Source organism: Pseudomonas sp. C5pp, from assembly GCF_000814065.1.
GTDB lineage: Bacteria > Pseudomonadota > Gammaproteobacteria > Pseudomonadales > Pseudomonadaceae > Aquipseudomonas > Aquipseudomonas asiatica.
Map to the genome: position 1 here is coordinate 92252 of NZ_JWLN01000017.1, position 17127 is coordinate 109378.

Consider the following 17127-nt stretch of genomic DNA (forward strand, 5'->3'; position numbering starts at 1 on the left):
ACAGTGAAAACTATATCAACGATGCCGTTTACGAGCTCCGTTCAACTAGTACAAAGAGACGGAGGCAATGTGCGTCGAGTCTATCAGGTAAGAGAGGGGGTCCACGGGGGGGGCTTACTACCCTTGCCCCCTCAATTGTGCCATCGTCAGGGGCAGTGGAGGCTCTGTAGGTGTCTGATAAGGCTCAAGAATCGAAATGTGCCATCGTTAGAGCATTGCTAAAGCAATTGCTGAGGATTAGCGCGTTTGGGTGCCGCGAATCTTGGGGAAGAGTGCCATCGTTAGGGCTCGCACATATGCCCAGTTATGAGCCGCAGATAAGCTGGAGGCACCGTATTTATTGGGCTCCAGCAAATTGTGCCATGCCTAGGAAGCCCAATCCCTAGGGACGGCACATTTCAGGAGATCCTCTAGCAATGGCACAGGAAGGTACTAAACGTGGCACATAGCTCTAAGGATGGCACTGGCGACATCTAGCCCCGGCACATAAGCCTAGAAAGATGGCACTGTTGGCCCTGGAGATGGCACAGAAAAATGGCTGTAGCCCTTGTGGCGTAAGGGTTTGGGGGCTTCACTAACAAAGCTTTAAAAAAGCAGTGAAAACAGAAACAAGCTGTTGTAGGTTTTTTGCTTTCGCAATTTTGAGTCAAAAGCGAAGAGCAAAAAGCACTCTCTAGGCATGGCACAATTTACCACTGACGGTGGAACCGTAATTTCGTTGACCGGACGACAATTGATCGAGTAATGTGCCACCACAGTCACTGATGGCACAATTCACAATGGACTCAGAAACCCCCACACCGAGAGCTCCGCGAGCAAAGCGTACAACCGGAGCAACAACGGAAACTAGTCCAGCGAGACGCAAGAGAGCACCAAAGCTCCAGGTCGTTCGAGATGTCGAACCATCCAAAGCCGTTGAGCTGAGGAAGGCTACCGAAGCCCTGTCAATGCGAAACGTCTCCGCCACTAGTGACTTCACCTTCCTACAGCGAAAACTCTACAACACGCTCCTGCAGTTCGCCCAGCAACGGCCACGGGAGGAGATGGTTCACGAGATCCCGATTCGAGACGTCGAAGACAACATTGGACACACCACGTCCAATAGCCGCGACTACCTCAAAAAGGTGCTCGTGAGCATGTCGCAGACGCAGGTTGAGTTTGACTACAAAGGTGAGAGCCCTGGCCGAAAAAGCGAGTGGGGTATCGCAAACCTAATTGCTGAAGCCTACATCCTTGAGGATGGGCAAACCCTGCGCTTCTCGTTCCCACCAGATCTGAAACGCCGGCTGCTCGACCCAGCGATCTTCAATTTGATCGATCTGCGGATGCAGTACCACTTTTCAAGCTTTTCAGCGCTCACGCTCCACGAGATCACGTCACGCTATTTTGGTTCACCCATGGGTGAGACCTACCGTGCGCACTGGTCTGAGTGGAGCGTTGTGTTATCTGGATCAGCCACTCCGCACGCCGAGTTTCGCGATTTCAACAAGATGCTTGGTCGTGCTATCGACCAGGTCAACAGCATCGAGCGAAGATTCCGCATCACTCCGCACGTGACCAAGGCCAACCGGAAGATGGATAAACTCTGGTTCAAATTGGAGACCTTGGTTCAACCAGGCTTAGACTTGGGACCATCCCCGGAGCTGGTTAGCCAGGACGTATCCAAGCGCCTGAAAGCACTGTCCTTGAGCAAAAAGGATATCGATGAGCTCGGGATGACTCATGATGAAGAATACCTCCTAGCTCAAGCTGACTACACAGAAGCGCAAATGCGCAAGGAAGGGGCCAACGTTGCAAGTCCCGCGGCATATTTCAAGGCTGCGGTCGCCAACAACTACGCCAAGGCGCCAACCCAACAGAAGGGAGTGGAATCTGGCAAATCCCAGAAGCCATCGGCTAACGCTACTAAGCCAGCTGCGAAACCAAAGCCAGCGCCGAAAGCAGCACCAACGAATCAAATGGCAGACCTTTTGGAGCAGTGGGGAGCTGCTCAACGCGAGACTATCCGTGGCGAGTTCCAGGGGTTGTCGGATGAAGAAAAGAACGAGCTGGCAGAGAAGTATGACGCCGAGCTGAGGAAGGATGACTTCGCTTACGGGCAGTACCGAACCAAAGGATTGACCCCTATGGTGACCAATTGCTTGGTGGCAATCCTGTTCCAGGAACGCTTCCCTGAGACTCCGACCCCGGAAACGCTCCTTCAATTCTTGCTTAGTGCCGGCAAGATCTGACGCTTTGTTACGCGGGCTTAGCCATTTGCGCGGTCCGCTGCACCAGGTTCAATAGGGTATCGGCCGAAAGGTAAGGGGCATTCTTTAGCATTTGCTCAATGAGCAAGGTCACAACCCCGAAGCAGTCGCCTGGACCTATGGGTACCGATCTCGGCGGACGGCCTTTCGTGTTCACCGAGATGAACACTTTCCCTGGCTGATTCTCGATGGTGAACCATTTTTCGTTCTGCGCACCGTGGCCTTTACCATCGAATTTCGTCTGCATCTGCATGAAGGTGGCCAGCACACCAGGCAGCTCGCGGCCAGAAAGCTGAATACTGATTTTTTCGGCCCAGTTGAACGTCCGGGACGCGGTTGCTTCGGCAGCTTCGATCCGAATCGTATGCTCTCCGCTTCTGGTTGTATCAGATTGGAAGCACAAGGCCGCCTTCGCCCCGTAAACATGCCGAGTGACGAAGGTCTTCTTGTCTGCAGACTCGCTCGATAGCTCAGAGGTAGCTGGTTCTTCACTACTCTGGATTTCGGCGGCCTCTATCAACACCTCTTGTTCCTCAGGGGAGGAGAACTGCTGATGTAAGCTTCTGTAGGTGTCACAGAGATACCTGCCAATATCTGAGTCAGCACACCCGCTATCCGACCACTGCTTGAGCTGCTGAGAAAATTTCGGCCCTTCGACCTTCCCGATGTTGATCAGCACAGGCAAAGACGGTTGTGGCAGATTGGCTACGCGGATGCGCTCGACACACCCCGGGAGGATCGTGAAAAAAATCCCTTTGAGGTAGTGCAGGGCAGTGTGGTCGCCAGCTTGCGCCCTTTCGATCGCGTCACTAAGGGCATCGCCCTCTGATTGGTAAACCTCATCGAGCACATCGCTGGACGGTATTGGGATTCGCAAACTAGAGAGCTTGGCGGATGCAGACTGGGCATCAAAACGCATATAAGAAAACCCTTGGCTCAAGAAATACCGTTACTTGCCTAACGGATACTAGCAATACAGGAAATTCTTATCAATACGTGTTATATGCTCTATTGGTATGCTTGGATTGCCCTATAGTATTTCTATGTCTAAGGCTTTGTTCAGCTCATCTTCTATGTCGACTGAGCAGCCACCCAGCAAGAAATCAGATTTCTCCAGGACGCCAAGTGCCATCATGATCAGTGGGGTTCCGATATCAATATGCTTCGCCACGACCCTGATCGCTGAAAGATCACGCAGTGAGGGTTTTGGGCGCCCAGTGCGCCATGAGTTGAGCTTTTCAAAAGGGACATGAATTTTTTCGGCCGCCTCCTTTAGGTTCTCAGACCAGGTGGCTGCGATCAGTTCATCCAGGATGAAGGTTGGAGAAGAGGCGACGTCTGCCTTTGTGACGTCCTCGAAATAGGCTGCAGTCTCATGGCTCTCGCTGACTGCTTTCGCATTGAACATCGCGGACTGCTGGATAAGGCAGTAATCCGACCAGCGGAAAACGTCCGCCATCTGCAGCACTCGAAAACCAGAACAGTCAAGAAATGCAGCGATCAGGTCGATTCGTTTTCGATCCAGTTCGTCGTGGAGGGCACGCGGCTTGGCTTTTGACTCATCCCCAAAGCAACTCGCTAACGTGTCAGCGGTGAAACCACAAGCTTTGCTGGCTTCTTGGAAAGGGAGCGATAGCAGTTCAGATCTATCGATTATGGCCTGATAAAGGCGGAGCCCTGGGTTCACTACAAATCCTTCTCTCTTAACCGATCATCAGCACAGATTCAGACACACGTTGTCGGCAGGTATCCAACAAATCATGAGTGAGACCTAAGGAATTTATGATCTCGGTGTCCATCTGATCTGCGAGTGACGATCTATCCAACCCCATAACCACGCCGTAAGCATAGGTCGAGGATACTGATAGCAATTGGCCAAGGATATCGGGTAGCGGTGATCTATTGGAATACGTTTGCAGCGCTTTTTGAATTGGGGCCGGGAATTTCCAGCGTTTCAGCAGCTCTGCACCAACCTCAGCATTGTCAAATCCTAGCTGAATCTGCTCTACGGGACGTCGGCCCGCGAAGTCGAATGGATCTACGGACTCTACTACGACACAAGCTTCTTCGGGGATTACGAGGTGAATGAGTAGTGCGCCAATGCCTTGCATCAAACCAGTCGTAAATGCGACATCTCGGTCAGCTCCGATGCTCTCGGCCAGAAAGGAAGCCATGAATGCGGTATGCAAACCCATCTTCCAGTAGGTCGGCATATCAATGCCTGGGGCGTCCGGCAGCGCCTTCAATAGGCCGGTGGTAATGATGGTGGTTCGGAAATTGTGAATGCCAATGGTCGATATGGCCTCTTCAAGACGGGAAATAGTACCGCTCCTGCCGAAATAAGCAGAGTTTGCAGTGCGTAGCACCTTCGCCGCGAGAGCCTGGTCAAGGCTCACGGCTTTCACAATGTTTGCCAGCGGTACTAAAGGGTCCCTCGACATCGCTAGCAGTTCCATTACCACCGTGGAGATCGTTGGTAAGGCTGCAGGATTCTGAAAAATTTTTGCCAGGGGTTTCATAAAAATCTCAATGAGAATATGAGTCAGCTATCCAGAGGTAGAATGTCAAATTGTAACGTCTTGATGGGGCATGGTCATTAATCATTCAAGGAGTGAGGCTCAACGCAGATGGGATCAAATGGCCACAGTGAAGTAATTACTCAACTTTTTATCTCGTACAAATACGCCTACAGTATCACTATCCCATGGTTTGGTATTTTACGTTATGTGTTCGTGATTTCACTTTATAAACGCATGTGACACATCCCTTGAAGCAAGGCCGTTAGGCGAGAAGCCTTAACAGCACACTCTTTCAGGAGACCCCACATGATTTCGCACCCTCAACACACTCAAGCGCAAACTCGATCCCTGCTGATTTCCGGGCTGTTCCCCAACGGGGAGCTGTTCTCACATGAGGTCCATGCCGACTCATCCTACGAAGCCCAGATCAAGGTGCTTGCCCAGTGTCGCTACAGCGATTTTGGGGGAGACCTAGATGTCACCGGGCTCGCGGATGCTGCGACTGGTTCGTCTGTTCAGGACGCACTTCTGTCGGCTGGCCAGGACCTCCTCAGTGAAGTTGAAGCTGTCGAGTATGTGATCCACACCGTTCAAAATTCCCTCGACAAAGGCCGTATCTTCTCTGCTGGTTCTGCCAGCGAGTTGAGCGCCTTTGTTGAGTTCTTCGACCTCATCCTATCCGAAGCCCCTCATACGTTTGACGGTTTATGTTCAGGCGCTACGGTGGCAGATGATGAGGAAATTACCCTTGATTTCGAAGATTCCAGTTCCGCCGAGTTTGCGCTCGTACCGGCCGATGCACTGCTGGTGCTGGCGACTGCGGCACTGGAGGAAGGGAGGGCTGCTGCCGCATATCAAGTACTGACGATGGCGAGCATCACCCGTGTTGCACTGAGCAAGGCCTGCATTCGGGCCTTGGTTTAAAAAGGACCTTCTGGACATTCTCCAGAAGGTCCTTTTTTTTTACCACTGTATTTTCAGTTGGTGTAACTCGCTGATGCGCGCACACAGCTGATCCTCGATGAGAATCACCTGGCCTTTCAGTAGCACTCGAATACTCGCAAAGTGTTCACCCTGCACCCATCCCGCCCGCACAGGATCAACAAGACATTTGATACGGCCAGTCAGATCGGATGCGATAAAGATCAACCCCATTTCCCCATCAATGCATGTGGTTTCGGGTGGTTCTGCAATCAAGTAAACACCCTCAAAGCTCCGGCCAGCTAGAAGTGTTGCTATGTGGTGGTGATGGCCGCTTGCCGCATAGGTTTCAGCGTTGCAAATCATAGAAATTCCGTTGAGTCAGTAGAAAATGCGCTGTACCTAAGGTATAGTAATTCTTTATACAGATTAGTTATATTTACTTTTCTGAATCTTACATCATTGAGGGTTACAGATGAGCAAGCTGGCTGAGTTTCGCGCTGCTGAAAAAGCTCTGCAAGAGCAACTTTCTGCCTTGGAAGCGCTGAAGAATGATTCTGGTCTGCAGCGCGAAATTGAATTCGAAGAGAAGCTCAAGAGCTTGATGCAAGAGTACGATGCGAATTTGGGCAAGGTAATCGCTATTCTCGATCCGGCTTCGGTTCAGCGCAAATCGTTTACAAGCCCTGATAGCAATCGCCAGCAGCGCAAGCCACGTGAAGTCAAAGTCTACAAGAACCCACACACCGGTGAGACTATCGAGACCAAAGGTGGCAATCACCGGCAGCTGAAAGAGTGGAAAGCGCAGTGGGGCGGTGATGTCGTTGAAGGATGGAAGAACTAAGCAAGCCTAGCTCCTCAGCTGAAGACCGGCCGCAGAGGCCGGTTTTTTGGGCCATAAAAAAACCCGCATATGTGCGGGTTTATATTTAAGAGCGCTTACCTTGAAGCCGCTGCTCTACAGCTTTTCTCATACGAATTTCGTAGTCAATCCGCTGCTCATACCGAGCTAGAGCCGTTGCATCGGGCTTGGTCTCGTTGTTGCGCCACCGGTAAATCGTCATTTTGGTCACCCCAAGTGTGGTGCCCATGTCTTCGTCGTCATTGGTACCGAGGCGTTTCATCCAATCGGTCAGAATGACGCTCATGTCTCGGTCGAAACGCTTAAGGCGTTCCCTGCGGTGCGGTTCTTCTGCCAGAAGTCCCCGAGCCTTTTCCATTACTTCATCCGGCACCGACGCTGTACGACCATAAATGTAGGAGGATAGGCGAGGGAGACCGATACCCAGGGCAAAGGCATAATCTTGATTGCGCAAGCCCAGGTCAGAGCCAATCTTGACCAATTCTTGCTGATCTGCCGAAAGCTCGGCACGGCTGCCGCCGCGAGGACGCTTGGTGCTAGCGTCAGCTGGTTTGGTTTGTGACGTAGTGTCCGTCTCGTGCTCTTCGTCCGAAGGCTTAGGTTGTACAAGGCGCACCATTGGATCTTGATCCATGGCATAAATGCCGGAACTGGCCACTGTTTGTTCTCCGTTGATCACTCGTTTAAGTGCTGCGGCCATTTTGATGGTGGCAGCTTCTGTATCGATATCTCGATCGTGGTCTACTTCTACCTGGTCGGCAAGACCGACCTGCTCCAGCTCTTCACCCTTTTCCTGCATGTCCTCGATGGAGCGATGATTGATCAGTAGCTTCTGGCGGTCCCGGAGGACTTCTCGACTTACGTTATGCGCTACTGCGTAGACAACGGCATACACAGCGTCTTGATCTTCGATTTTTGCCAGCATCGAGCCAAAGAAGACCTCAAGCGTCCTTTGCATGACCTCATCAAAATCTGTGAGTTCGCACTTGTTCTGCCGAAGCTTCACCCTGCAGATTTTGCGGACGCGCTCATCGCGGTCCATCTCGTAGGCCAAGCGGTTTACAAAGGTGCGCGATCGGTCCGTGTTCGAGATGTAAGTCCCGCACAGCTTTTCGAAGGTCGAGGGAGGGCCGGAAGGCTCGGAGGAGGGGAGATGCTCGATGTCGGTGCCTAGTGCAAGCCCTGAAGCAGTTTCTTGCTCCAGGGCTTCAAACTTTTCTACTGCCATAAAGGGCTCGTTGATTTATCAATCCTACGCAGCCACGGTATCCACAGATCGATCCAGTTGAGGGAGAGCGACACTCCTGAATTGCGCCAGAGAACTGGAGACATCAAGGAGGACATTGATGCCGGCAGCCAAGATCTCAGTCTTGATCTCAGGGTAGGCACTCATCGCTTGCTCGATCCGCTCACCTACTATCCGCATCTGGTCCGCTCTGTTGAGGTCATCCACCCCAAACACTGTGCTGGGGTTCTGACCAGGCTCAACACCAAGGGCGTCCAGGCCGATCTCGATTGGGGAGTACTCGTGAATCATGAAGCATTACCTCTGGTAGCGGCCACATAGGGTCGCCTTTATTGATTATACGTACGTGACAGATAACGTCAATCAAATCCATAACGCGTATGTGGAAGATTGGCAGGTTTCAATCGTTGTACTGTGCATTACGCAGGCATGAGATTGGTGAGGCAGGAGGGGTCAGATACAGGTCAGCTGGATTGCCTGTTCGAAGCCGAACAGTGCCGCACGAACCTCTGTGACATCAGATGCAAAAGTTGACGCGATGACGACACCTGCAAGCAAAATTTCCGTCTTAGCTTCTGGGAAGTCTGTCATCGCTTTGCGCATGCACTTCGACGCGCACTTGTTGGAGCAGCTTTTATTGAATCTCGGGCAATTTGGCTTGCCATCTGTTGAAAGGCACCCGAGCGACGAAAGACCAATTTCCGTAGCTCCCTGGTATGTGTCAAAGCTGAAAGACATACAGTATCCCTATCTAGTCCGTTGATTGGCGCTGTTTGTCAAATTATAGGGACGTGATGTCGGAGGGGTCAACGAATCGGCGCCAGAAAAGTTCCGTAGTAAGCTAACTTTAATGCGTGCAAAATTTGGTATGCACGATTTTATGTCTGCAAAAATGCGGTTTAGGGATGGCGTATCGAAAGTGTAGTTTATTTTTGGAATAAAAAACCAGCACCTTAAATAAGGCGCTGGTTTATGTGGTGCAGTTAGAGAAAGACATCGCCATCAGGAACAATGAGAATGTCGTCTGAGGTGTCTACCATGCTGGTTTCACTCTCGAACAGGTCTCCGGTAGATCCAATTACAGGTATAGCCTTTACTTTGCTCGGTTGCGTGGTCCTTTTTGTCAGGATGGCACACTGAGCAACGTTAGGCTGCTTTACTGTCGGGCGCGGGCTTATGCCGTTGCTTTGGGGGAGGCACTTGAGGCTTGAGGCGTTGCTTCTTTTGGGGGGATATGGAATGTCGCTCAGGTCATAGGACTTAGGCGTATCCCGCTTGCGCTGAGGTTGCTCTGTATGTCTGTGTTCGTATGTTTTGCGAGATCTAAATTCCGAGGGGGGGGGCTGAGTCTGGAGTGCTGGCCAGTATGTAAAATCCCCTGTTTTCCACCAGGCAATTACTGGGAAACATATAAGGACTGTCAAAACAAACAGCGTTAGCTTGTTCGCCACATCTGTCATTGCCACTAAAACAATGTAAATAAAGATTGTGACAAACCAAGTGGATACATGCCTATTGATACGTTTCATTCGGTCTCCTGGGTTTACCTTATGAAAGGTGATGCTGCACATGGCTGTGCAAACAGAAGGCAAAAAAAACCCCCGTTTCCGGGGGCTGTGTGGCGTTAGAAGATGAAATCCCTCTTCAGGTCTTGAGTCGTTGGTTGAGATGCTGGCTGGCCAGAGTGTGCGGTTGGAGGAACAGTGTATGGGTTCTTCACCGCCGGTAGCGCAGGGATACTCAGGGGGGCACCCAACTGATCCCGAACAATCACACTCTCTACAGAGGGGTTCCTGTAGGCATCAATTTGGCTTTCAGTCAGCGTTACACCGTGTGCCCTTAGCAAGGCACGCCAGTCGACCTTCCCTTTACGTGCGGAAAGCAGAACAGAAACACCATCACTTTGATGTCGTTTGCGGCCTGGGGGCATCTGCGATAACAGAGCACTCCGGGCTGCCTCCTCGCGAGCAGTGGCTTCCTGAAGGACCCGGTTTGCTTGCTGCCAGGCGGCCGCTGCAGCCTCCCATTCATCAGTGCTCCATTTTCCTGTTTGTAGCCGGTCCCAAAAGTCGAGCTCGGCCTTGAGGATTTGATCTATCCGCTTCTGATTTCTAGGGACCTTGAGCAGCACCCCGTTAGATCCGTCGAAGGAGTAGTAATGAGCGAAGCGGGCTTCAGCAACAAAGATCTGGTGCTGAACCTGGTCAATGTATTCCGGTGGGACGATTCCTTTGAGTGCAAGCCCATGAGCAGTCTCCCCGGGGCATTTGATCTCAACTGGGATCTGCTGGAAGGGGTCGAAGCCATCTAGCGATGCACGGATGATCGGTATTGAGTCACTTTCAGCGATGATGGGCGTTACGGTGCTGCCGGTGTGCCTTTCGTAGGCAGCCCTTGCTACGGGCTCCAACTGATGGCCCCTAGCGCGAATTCGATCGACAAAGGGGTTCGCTGGCGGGGGAGGTCCAATGCCTAGCCTGAGACGGAAGAGTTCGTATGAGCTTCGGAACTTCGACGTCCCCATAATTTGGGGCGCCTCACTAGCTCCGATCCCTCCACTTCGCCAGGCAAACCATGCAGCTGAGTTTTGCTGAGCCTCTGGGCCCGTGATGATGCGCATTGCCATGTTGCGATCTCCTGGAAACGTGACCTGCACCGGAACGGTGGGAGGCCTGATAACGGGAGATGCATAACGTACTAGCTGAATCTTGATGCCCTTGGTTAGCTCCATGAGCAAAGGGGGGAGAGGAGAAGTGAGGGGGGAGGGCGCAAACCCTGAAGACCGGCTGCCAAGCAGCCGGTCGCATACGGCACCAGCGTTATTCGCCGATCCTCATCGTGCGAGGAATACCCAGCTTAGCGTTTTGCATACGCAGATCATCCAGCGTCATCGAGGGATCTGACGACGCAGCAGCTGAACTGGCGCAGCCCCGGAAATTTTGGCAAACCGTGTGGATTACCAGGTTCGTTCCAGCGAGGTTGTCGACGTTCTGGCCGTTGGTGTTTTGTGCAGCGTCAGATGCTGCGGTTAGGCCTGAGGTGACGTTGTTCCCCAGTACTCCGGGGTCACTGCAACTGCTCAACAGTAAGCAGGTCGTGAGAGAGACAGCCACGGACGCGCCCGTAGCCACAGCATTGCCAACGGCAGTATGGGCTTCTTTGTACTCTGAGGCTGGACCCGCATAGACCTCACTGATTGTGTAGGTGACCTTGGCATCGCCCGCAGTCTGGTTGTAGCCAGCTTTCTTGAGAGCCTCATTCACATACGCAGTCATATCAGCCAGGGCGGCGTCTTCGGTTACAGCCTTTACTGTCAAGCCATCCACAAGCCGTGCGTTGATCTGAGCTGCTTGAACGCGTACCGAGCCTTCCTCAACGGTGATTGGTTTTGCGGCACAGCCTGGTAAGGCGATGATGACGCAGGTGGCAGCTAATGCGGCGATTGCTTTGTTGATCACGTGGAGGCCTCAGGAGTCTTGATAACATGTAACTATAATACTGGGGTGAGGTGCTCCAGGCTAGTGGCAAAATGATTGTGCCGAAAGTGGAGTGGCGCATCGATGCGGGATTGGGCAATTCCGTAAATCCCCATCAGAAGCTCGCGGTGTTGGTCTACGTACAAAAACACGGAGATGTGTAGCAGGACAAGAGGAGGGCAGAGGAGGTGTGGGTCAGTGGGCGGCCTAGCGTCACTGGGAATCGTGAGAGAGGCAGGGTAACTCACGACTTAGGGTAAGAAGCCGACAGCCCGGGCTGCCAACGACAGACAAAAAAACTGGGCCTTTGATATACAAAGAGCCCAGTCCTGGTAACCACAGCTGCCGCGGCGCTGTAGGTGGAGAATCCACCGTTACCAAGACTGAGCTCACCTCTTTATCGCCATTAGGATAGTCGACAGCAGTACGACGTCCTGCTTGGCTAGCTTGCGAATCCCCACCAGTTGCACCTGGCTGCTATGTAAGGACCTATGTCCGGGGAAGTCATTTGCGCTGCTCACGTAGTGGTGAGCGACCTGAGGGATAACCGCTTCGACCTAATCGTCCAGCTGTGTTGTCAGTTCCTGGGAGAAGCCCGGACTCGACTATTGTCTGATCTCAAAACTGGCGGTGCATCACCGAGTCGAGAACACAGAGGCAAACACAGGGGATGCATTAGGGAGCGGAGATATCAGGCGGTATGTGGGTAATGCGCTAACCCGTTACCGTGTTGCTGACTACAAAGGAGGCTTCGCGACCTCGGACCTGACTGGCTTCTCCAGTGGGAGTATCCGTTAACTTTGCCTCAGGTGATGTCGAACATGGACTGATAAACAGGTTTTCCTCTGGACAAAAAAACCGGCCCTTAGGCCGGTCATACAATCTGGGGAGCTCACGTTCCTCGTTTTGCTACGGTTGTGGATGCCAGGAGGTCGAAAATGAACTGGGTTTTCACAGTGAAAACTGGAACAGCGACGTAGACAGCCAGCACCCCGGCCAGTGCGAGCGGGTGACCGATGCTCAGCAAAAGCAAGACGGACATGATCTTCAAGGTGGTGCGCAGTATGCACTGCCAAGTGGACAGATCACCTGTGAGAGAGAGGGTCCTGACGCGGAACAACAGTTTGCCGGCCGTTGTGCCTTTGCAGGTCCTGGTCAGAGTTGCTTCATAGATCAACCACACGAAAGGCAACAGAACAAGGAAGTACGGGGCGAGGCTCAGCGCAGCCCCTGCAGTCCAGCTCAGGCCCGGAGTAGCAGCATCGAATGGGCCCGACATATCGACATGGGCGTTGTGCGCCATGATGGATGCCAGAAGCGCTAGTGATCCTCCTAGCACCAGCGACACCAGAGCAAAGTCAGTCGTGGTTGCCGCTATGCGCTGAGCCACGGTCAGCAGTTTGGAACCAATTTTCATCTTTCAACTGATCTCCTGTGGGATTAGAACATATCGCCCATCGCGTCCAATGCTGCCAACTGCACGAGTGTTGGCTCAGTCGGCGTTGCGTCTTGGGCGGCAGGTAGTGAGTGGACCTCATCCGGGGTATCTGCGGTTGGGAGCTGCTGAGCCTGCAGTTCGATGTTCGCTTCCTGAACATCCGTACTATGGATGGGGTTGGATAGGGGAGTGATTGGCTGTGTCTGTACGCGTTCTGCCTGGACCTCATCCGCCCCACTGAGCAATGGATCACCAACCGGAGCGGCTACCGGCTCGGGTTGCCGGGGAGAGTGGACCTCCTCGGCAACGTGTGGCGGGATAGCCGGAGCCGCTGGAGCTTGAGGTTCTGGGTGACCCAAAATCTCAGAGGCCTTGACCGTTCCAGGTCTGGCTGTGACCTCCCGCTGCTTTGGTACCCGCTTTTTGCGAGCTGGCGGTTCTGCGCTTTCACGCCTGGATTGGCGGCCGGTCGGAATCATGCCCCCTGGCCCAGCAAGTGCGGCATTGAGAGCTTGGTCTAAGGTGCCGGCCGCATTGTTGCTCAGAAACCATTGGTAAAAGACACCCCTGATTAGAGGTGTGTCTTTTCCGTATGGCAGTTCGGACATGAACTCCAGCAAACCTGGGCAAACATCTTCTGGGATGTTCAGATTGATTTTTCGCTCAGTTTCATTAGGGTCATATACACGAATTAACTTAGCCATTTACAGCGGACATCCTTTTGGCATTCGCATTTACGATGCTACGGATGATTTGGCCAAGGGCATATCGAGCAAAGCCATCAGCAACAGCCCAGCGAGGGTTTTTCACCAGAATGCTGTGTTTCCATACCTCTTTAGCACGCCCATAGATCGCCTCGGCACTTCCACCAGCAACCAGAATGCCATTAAGCGAGCGAGCATCATCGGAGAACAACGAGTTACCCTTAGAGATAACCTCTTGAACCACATGCTGTTGAGCTTCGGCCACTTGGGCTTCAATGTTAATTTGCTCGCCGAACTGGAAAAGGAATTTAGTGCTGAACGACTCCTCGCACTCGACAAGGCTGGCTTGTATTTCGTGCTTACCGAGGATACGACGCAACTGCTCAGCAGCAGCACTCATTCCAGCACAAGAGTCAGCACCCCGCTCAATGTATTGACCTTCCCGCATCAGAAGGAAATCAGTCGAATAATGGCCGCCCTCAATGACGCCATAGGACTTTGGCCTTCCGTTCGCGCCATTGATCAATTCCTCTACTGGGATCCCTGACTGATCCAAAATGTAGTCGCAGTAAGCACCCATTGGCTGAGGGAGCGCTTTCAACTCGACAGTATCAGGTAGTGCTTTCTTGGTGCGCTCAACCAGACTGTCTTTGCGAGAGCCGAACAACTTGGACGGAGTACCGATGATGACAAATGCTTCATCAATCCCTTGAACGCCCTTGGCACGGAGCCGGGTAAAAGCAGACTGAATAAGAGCCAGATATTCCGGGGTGTCCGTCCAATTGTCGTTCAAGCCAATAGAGGAGGTGAGGTTGCCCTGGAGGCGAGCGGTATCGCCGGTGAAGTATGCCTTCCCGTCGACAATCTCGGTCTCGGCTTTGGCGCGAGCGGCAGTCGTTGGGTCGGTGAGTTCGACGGCAGGAACCGCCAGGGTGGGGTACATGACCTGAGTGCGCTTACCTTCGTGATACGCGACCACCTTAATGGCGCTACGACCCGCATCCAAACCGATTGCTACGCGACCTTTCATGGAATTAAACCTATATAAACCAGAGACTTAGAGGGGTTAATGATGCGCACTGCACAGTGTGCAGTACCTACAGATCAGTACGCAGTAGCTACTGCCCTGTATGCATTGAGTCGAGTCTAAGATACATAACACGTATTGACAATACTGGATAAGCACAAAGAAAATTCGCCAGAACGCGCCCCTCGGCGCGGCTATACACAACCCCCCGGCGAACGCTTAAACAATGGCTATACACAACCCCCCCTCCATCGACGATTTCGAAGAGCTGCGGCGCAAAGGCAAAGAGTCGGTCGACACCGCCGTCGACTACCTGATCCGCATCGATCAGCTCCTGGTGCGCATGGGCGAATTGCTCTACGTCATGCAGCCGTTTCAGACGGGGCGCATAGGGATCGATTTCAACCAGCACCGAGGTCAGTCCAGGCCATTCGTACGGGTGTACCGCAAGCTCAAGGCCGGCAAGGGAAAATGGATGTCCACGAACGTGAGTCATAAAGGGCTGACGAAGAGAGTGAAGCGTGCACGGGAGTTCGAGCCGAACCACAAGCTGGTACTGATCCTGTGCGAGAGGGTTTCCAAGCTCTTTGACCTTAGAGCGGAAATGCACGAACGAGTACGAAATATGAGTCATGGCGTAAAGCTAACGCTCAAAGCACGCGAGGATGATTTGTCTTCTCTTGAGACATTGGTGGGCAGCATGCTGGACCAGATCGAAACCAAGTTTGAAGGAGAGCTCGACGTGGACGAGTAAACCTTAATCTGATTCGCGAAGGCCTTGTCGATTAACGTCGGCAGGGCCTTTTTTGTGGCTGAGCGGAACCGGAAACATTGCGGTGTCAGGCCAAGTAGGAACCGGGCTATGGGCAAAGCGGACTAGAAGCAAACCGGTGTTATGCGCAGTGAGACCCGCGGCTATGGTTAAGCGGGCCAGAAGCCTACCGGTGGTTTGGCCAAGTAGAACCCGGGCTTGCTGGGCGCAGTGTGATCTGGTTGCGGAGAATTGCATTCGCATTCGGTGGTGGGCCGAGTTTTACCTGGGCCGGGCGGTGTTGGATCCGAGCCGCCTCGCGCCCATCCCCTTAATCTAATTTTATTTACTTCATTCATCTTCTCTTATTCTGGTCGCACCATAGATCTCGTTCTGGCGCCGGCACTTGTGTCAGAATCTCTTTTGCGGCTGCCCGTTGTGTCACGCCCCATTGTGCAAGTTTGGTTTGGGTGTCCGCCCGTGCTGCTGGCTGTTGTTTGCCTGCCAGTTCTGTCTGTGCCGCTTGTGACTCTGCGCCGACCGGCTCCTTCTCCCTGCGAGGCGTTGAGCTCATTCTGCCGCTGTAGATTCTCTTTTCTCTCTTCTCTTCTTCAGCTCCATTATTCCACTGCGACTTCTACATCTTCTCATGCGCGTGCGGATTTGCGTGGTACCGCCCAGTTGTTCTCGCACCAGTTCTATTTGGTGAATTGTGCCATCGCTAGTTTGGGTTCTTCTTGTTGCGCTGTCGCATTGGCATTTCATTATTCCGATGTCTGTGCTGCCGGTGCGCGCTTGACGCTTTTGCTTCCTCCGACAGCATAACCATTTGTGCCTCTCTGTCTCAGATGACCGGTCCCTGCCAGGAGACCTTTCGGTTGCGCCTAGCAATACAGCCCACCAGCTGCCGGTGGCGACCCCAAGAAGGATCTGACGGGGGAGGAGAGCGACGGGCTGAGAAGGATGCGACGGGGGCGGCGGCGGCGGCCGTGCAGAAGCTCGGTGCTGATCCTGCAGCTGGCCTCTGATGATCGCTAGCAGTCGGTGGTGGGTGCCGTGGGATCTGTGCGGCGGTTCGCGACCATTGGCTTGCCCGGTGCTGCTGTTTGACCAGGTTGGCAGAGTGCGATGGGTGGCGCCCGGTGGCGGGTGGTGTTGGATCTGAGCAGGCTGTGTGCGATCCGGCTCGCGGCGTGTGACGCTTGGCTGTCGGTGGTGGCGATGCAGGACCTGTCTGCTCATCTGGTGCGGTGTGTGACCCGGTCAGGTCCGTCTCAGCTCGGGTTGCTTGGAGCTGCTTTTCTCTGATCTGTGTCTCGCGGGGGAGGGTGCTTCATTGTCTTCATGTCTCTCTGCTCTCTACATGCAGTACTCTGCCTGCAGGCTTCCTTCCCATCCCTGGTCGGAGTGTGGGTGCCGCCGGGGCCGGCTTTTATGGGCTGGTATGGGTATAAATGGTTATGCACCTGCGCCACGCTTTTCCTACCCCCTGGTCATAAATGGTTGTGCTCGCACCCGGAGCTTTGCCTTGCCAGTATCCATAAATGCTTATGCCTGCATTCGTAACACGTAACTATAATTTGTCTTGCATCCATGCAAATCTATAGGTATCGTTGAGTCATAAATGGTTGTGCTTAGGAGCCGCCGCAATGAGCAAGTACGGTGTGATGAAACAGGTTGGAAAGGGCGTTGGAGCGATTGCTCTGGCTGTAGCGGCTTGTCTGTTTGCTGCATACGCCCGCCACGCTTTTGGTGGCTGGGTGTTCGCGGGCTCATTGCTCCTGGTGGTCGCAGCCAGCATCCCAATGGTCGTGTTCTTCAACCTGTTTGCTGATCCAAACGCGAAGCGCAGCAAGAAGGTCCCGCTCATGGATCAGGAGGAGGGGCATAACCCCTTCAACGACTGCTTCAACAATTTCAACCGAGACGACTGA

General features: G+C 53.2%; 18 protein-coding genes. 5 read left to right on the top strand and 13 right to left on the bottom strand.

Annotated elements, in window-relative coordinates:
- Positions 1-947: 947 nt before the first annotated feature.
- On the top strand, positions 948-2231 hold the full coding sequence (locus RR51_RS15765) for a RepB family plasmid replication initiator protein (RefSeq protein WP_039614024.1): 1284 nt from the start codon (positions 948-950) through the stop codon (positions 2229-2231).
- A 7-nt stretch (positions 2232-2238) separates the two neighbouring features.
- Here the strand turns inward: RR51_RS15765 and RR51_RS15770 are convergent, their stop codons facing one another.
- The 3 genes from RR51_RS15770 to RR51_RS15780 form a co-directional block, all read right to left on the bottom strand.
- On the bottom strand, positions 2239-3168 hold the full coding sequence (locus tag RR51_RS15770; RefSeq protein WP_039614025.1) for a hypothetical protein: 930 nt from the start codon (positions 3166-3168) through the stop codon (positions 2239-2241).
- A gap of 111 nt (positions 3169-3279) precedes the next feature.
- On the bottom strand, positions 3280-3936 hold the full coding sequence (locus RR51_RS15775) for a hypothetical protein (RefSeq protein ID WP_039614026.1): 657 nt from the start codon (positions 3934-3936) through the stop codon (positions 3280-3282).
- 16 nt (positions 3937-3952) lie between these two features.
- A complete protein-coding gene (locus tag RR51_RS15780) occupies positions 3953-4768 on the bottom strand; it encodes an HDOD domain-containing protein (RefSeq protein ID WP_039614027.1) in 816 nt (271 codons plus the stop codon).
- Positions 4769-5074: 306 nt separating this feature from the next.
- Here RR51_RS15780 and RR51_RS15785 point away from each other — a divergent pair, with 306 nt between their 5' ends.
- The gene (locus RR51_RS15785) at positions 5075-5692 is read left to right on the top strand and encodes a hypothetical protein (protein WP_023662212.1); all 618 of its coding nucleotides are present in this window, start codon (positions 5075-5077) and stop codon (positions 5690-5692) included.
- Positions 5693-5731: 39 nt separating this feature from the next.
- On the opposite strand, the gene RR51_RS15790 is transcribed toward RR51_RS15785, so the two are convergent.
- Positions 5732-6055 carry a hypothetical protein gene (locus RR51_RS15790; protein ID WP_039614028.1) on the bottom strand — a complete coding sequence of 108 codons (324 nt, stop codon included), beginning with the start codon at positions 6053-6055 and terminating at the stop codon, positions 5732-5734.
- A gap of 109 nt (positions 6056-6164) precedes the next feature.
- Between RR51_RS15790 and RR51_RS15795 the strand changes: the two genes are divergently transcribed.
- Complete coding sequence (locus tag RR51_RS15795) at positions 6165-6533, top strand: histone-like nucleoid-structuring protein, MvaT/MvaU family (RefSeq protein WP_004577632.1); 369 nt, start codon at positions 6165-6167, stop codon at positions 6531-6533.
- 85 nt (positions 6534-6618) lie between these two features.
- Here RR51_RS15795 and RR51_RS31410 read toward each other — a convergent pair whose 3' ends face one another.
- The 9 genes from RR51_RS31410 to RR51_RS15830 all read right to left on the bottom strand — a co-directional run bounded on the left by RR51_RS31410 (position 6619) and on the right by RR51_RS15830 (position 14445).
- The gene (locus RR51_RS31410) at positions 6619-7779 is read right to left on the bottom strand and encodes a hypothetical protein (protein WP_039614029.1); all 1161 of its coding nucleotides are present in this window, start codon (positions 7777-7779) and stop codon (positions 6619-6621) included.
- A 24-nt stretch (positions 7780-7803) separates the two neighbouring features.
- On the bottom strand, positions 7804-8088 hold the full coding sequence (locus RR51_RS15805; protein ID WP_004577630.1) for a hypothetical protein: 285 nt from the start codon (positions 8086-8088) through the stop codon (positions 7804-7806).
- Positions 8089-8250: 162 nt separating this feature from the next.
- Positions 8251-8535: a hypothetical protein gene (locus tag RR51_RS31245; RefSeq protein WP_177328659.1), complete on the bottom strand. Its 285-nt coding sequence runs from the start codon at positions 8533-8535 to the stop codon at positions 8251-8253.
- A gap of 245 nt (positions 8536-8780) precedes the next feature.
- A complete protein-coding gene (locus RR51_RS29355; RefSeq protein WP_063977446.1) occupies positions 8781-9326 on the bottom strand; it encodes a hypothetical protein in 546 nt (181 codons plus the stop codon).
- A gap of 95 nt (positions 9327-9421) precedes the next feature.
- Positions 9422-10528 (bottom strand): lambda-exonuclease family protein, encoded by a 1107-nt coding sequence (locus RR51_RS15810; RefSeq protein ID WP_371263319.1) that lies wholly within the window; start codon positions 10526-10528, stop codon positions 9422-9424.
- Positions 10529-10616: 88 nt separating this feature from the next.
- On the bottom strand, positions 10617-11255 hold the full coding sequence (locus RR51_RS15815; RefSeq protein WP_023662208.1) for a hypothetical protein: 639 nt from the start codon (positions 11253-11255) through the stop codon (positions 10617-10619).
- Between the two features lie 910 nt (positions 11256-12165).
- Positions 12166-12690, bottom strand: a complete 525-nt coding sequence (locus RR51_RS15820; protein ID WP_039614030.1) for an RDD family protein — start codon at positions 12688-12690, stop codon at positions 12166-12168.
- 23 nt (positions 12691-12713) lie between these two features.
- Positions 12714-13415 (bottom strand): hypothetical protein, encoded by a 702-nt coding sequence (locus RR51_RS15825; protein WP_023662206.1) that lies wholly within the window; start codon positions 13413-13415, stop codon positions 12714-12716.
- Entirely contained in the window at positions 13408-14445 is a 1038-nt protein-coding gene (locus tag RR51_RS15830; RefSeq protein ID WP_039614031.1) for a ParM/StbA family protein, read from the bottom strand. Before RR51_RS15830 ends, RR51_RS15825 begins: the two co-directional genes overlap by 8 nt.
- A gap of 223 nt (positions 14446-14668) precedes the next feature.
- On the opposite strand from RR51_RS15830, the gene RR51_RS15835 reads away from it, so the two are divergent.
- Positions 14669-15196 (top strand): hypothetical protein, encoded by a 528-nt coding sequence (locus RR51_RS15835; protein WP_004577623.1) that lies wholly within the window; start codon positions 14669-14671, stop codon positions 15194-15196.
- 1646 nt (positions 15197-16842) lie between these two features.
- On the top strand, positions 16843-17127 hold the full coding sequence (locus RR51_RS15840; protein WP_023662205.1) for a hypothetical protein: 285 nt from the start codon (positions 16843-16845) through the stop codon (positions 17125-17127).